The organism is Candidatus Dependentiae bacterium, assembly GCA_013821315.1.
GTDB lineage: Bacteria > Babelota > Babeliae > Babelales > Babelaceae > JACDHA01.
This window is the reverse complement of record JACDHA010000051.1, coordinates 1-2,578: the sequence shown is the minus strand read 5'-3', so window position 1 is coordinate 2,578 and position 2,578 is coordinate 1. Positions and strand designations below refer to the sequence as shown.

Below are 2,578 nucleotides of genomic sequence, written 5' to 3'. Positions count from 1 at the left end.
GGGCTGCCCCAAGCCTATACGGGGCCTTAAAGCTAGATTTACCATATTTTTTGTGTGGTATCACCTGCAAGTCATTGAGCCTGCAATTAATAAGTGGTTTAGAGAAACAAAGGCTATGAGGTAGGTGAAGCTGAGCGTTAGCTAGGAGCAGCTAGGAGCAGCTAGGAGCAGCTAGGAGCAGCTTGGCAGAGTCTCATTTTGATACACAACGTCTGTACGTGAGTTAATCTACCCAGCGATAATGTTCCGCCCCTGCAAAGGTCACGCCACACTACATAATCTCACTATGAGAATTATACAGTTTATATTGCAAATAAAAGTTAAGTGTGATATCCTGTAGGGTTAGGCTAAAATTTATAACGTCACAGCTAACTTTGCAGTCTGCCACCGCTAAGCGCTCTTTCACGTCTCAAAATGAGACTGCCTATCACCAACTTATAGGATAACCTACTTCGCCCTAAAAATCCAGTTAAATTATATTTTCGCCCCACTATGAGAATTATACGAATTATATAGTAATTATAAGTTAAGTGTGATATCCTGTAGGGTGGACCACCACCAACTTCGCTCAATGCTAGCGTTTGCGAAAAGCACCGAAAAGTGTCGCTATTTAGTAATATACATTTTTTCAAACCATATTCACAAATTTATGAACTTAGGCGTAACTTAAAAGTCCACTAATATTCACAATTTAACTCACCCCATTACATGAGTTTTCAATAAAAGTTGCCACAAAAACTACCCCTAAATTGTGACACCCATCTATTCGGAAACTTCAAATAGTTGGGTAGGGCTATGGCGTCTCAAAATGAGATAAATAAATTTAGAGCCTAATTCCAGGATAAACTACTTCGCCCTAAAAATCCAGTCAAATTATATTTTCGCCTCACTATGGGACTGGATAATCTACACCATAATGGAGATAATCTAGCATAGCGTTTAGCTTGAGCAGGCCATAGACAGCGTTTAGCCTAGAGCATACAGCGACCCTGACTGCTTTACTGGCTTAGCGAATAAATTGCATAATAGTGCTAAAGTCCTTGTGCATAATGCCGATAGAGTATATAGTTAAATAGAAGCAAAGGGAGATGCAAGATGAAAATGAGAGCACATAACCTAATGGAAGTAAAAGCACTAATCAAAGGAGCTTACCAGTCCGGCAGTGAAGCTGAGTATGAGCGCGCCACATGGTCAAAGCACGACGGCACATTTTTATGCACCTCCCATATTAGAGATACAGAGTTTGAACTAACAATTGAATATACCCAGGCCATAGATGGCTACACCAGCGTTACCTGTGAAGTTTACTAATAATAGTTAAATAGATAACCAGACGTGAAAGGAGCTTTGAAGTGAAACTAACAATTAAGACCAGAAAAATCTCACAAGCAACTATCAAGCGCCTAGAGGCACTTGGCTTTATAGTCACAATTCATTTATCTAAAAAGGAGCAAGTATATGTCTATCGCGGCTAAGCAATACATGACTATAGAGGTAGAGGTAGATATTTATAATAGTGAAAATAGTGACGCTGTAGTGCCTGAAGAGGGTCTATATGGCCACGGCGACGCCACGGCCTTTTTCCTACTTAAATATGAACTAGGGCCTGCTACTAAGCGGTCCTATGAGACGCGCTTAAAGGCGCGAAGAGATATGCAGCCTGAAATAGAACTACAGTCTTGCACGGCCTTTTGGGTGGATGCAGATGGCGATGATAGGTTTGAGCGTGAATACGAACTAAGTGATGAGCAGTATGAAGCAGCAGTTAAAATTGCTAGAGCAGAAGCTGCGCGCATTCGCATGAACGTCACAATTGAAAACGAAGCTATGGAGAAGGTGGGTTAATATGAAAACAGTTGTATATATGGGCCACTACGTGCGATTAACGCTAGTAGAAGGTAAACTAACTGGAATTTATCTTGTTGATGGCATGAAGCTATCTAAAGTGGAATTACAAGACGTATTGAGTCTATGAACAACATTAACCTAGAGGCTACTATATGACCTGTCATAAAGAATTGGGCGAATACTCAGTTAGAATTAAGGTGTGGCACATAGACGCCCCAGGCCATGATATGCAAGTTTATAGTGATGTTGGATATAAAAAAGCCGGCGTAGAAGTGCATAGAAGCTTAGTGCTGGCGAAGGTATTGCTGAAATTTGATAAATTTACTGATGAGTGTGTAGCCGATTACATAGACCACCTAGAAGACTAGAGCACTAAAGGAGCTAAGGTGAACGCAGGTCGTGAGTTAGATAGGTTAGTAGCGATAAAAATTATGGACCTAGAAGTAGTGGCCACGCCGTATGGTAAAAAAGGCTACGTAGAATATAGTATTGGCGAGCCGCGCACCTACTATGACCGTGCAAATGGTTCAAGTGAACTACACAATCCTCTACCTGAATATAGCAGCAATATTGAAGCGGCATTTACCATTGTGGAGAAGCTAGCTAATGAGGGCCTAGCCTTTAAATTAACGGGGCATATGAGCTTTGAAGCCACCTTTAGTGTGCTACTAAGTGGTACCCCCCAGTACAGGGCTGAGACCTTATCCGTGCCCCGCTCAATTTGTTTAGC

4 protein-coding genes are annotated in these 2,578 nt (G+C 41.5%); all 4 read left to right on the top strand.

Going from position 1 to position 2,578, the window contains the following annotated elements; all coding sequences use genetic code 11:
- The first annotated feature begins 1,095 nt into the window (after nucleotides 1–1,095).
- Entirely contained in the window at nucleotides 1,096–1,311 is a 216-nt protein-coding gene (locus tag H0X48_06905) for a hypothetical protein (protein MBA3955019.1), read from the top strand.
- 147 nt (nucleotides 1,312–1,458) lie between these two features.
- Complete coding sequence (locus H0X48_06900) at nucleotides 1,459–1,845, top strand: hypothetical protein (GenBank protein ID MBA3955018.1); 387 nt, start codon at nucleotides 1,459–1,461, stop codon at nucleotides 1,843–1,845.
- Nucleotides 1,846–2,075: 230 nt separating this feature from the next.
- Nucleotides 2,076–2,216: a hypothetical protein gene (locus H0X48_06895; protein MBA3955017.1), complete on the top strand. Its 141-nt coding sequence runs from the start codon at nucleotides 2,076–2,078 to the stop codon at nucleotides 2,214–2,216.
- A gap of 18 nt (nucleotides 2,217–2,234) precedes the next feature.
- The coding region (locus H0X48_06890; GenBank protein MBA3955016.1) for a hypothetical protein at nucleotides 2,235–2,578 on the top strand (344 nt) is incomplete at its 3' end.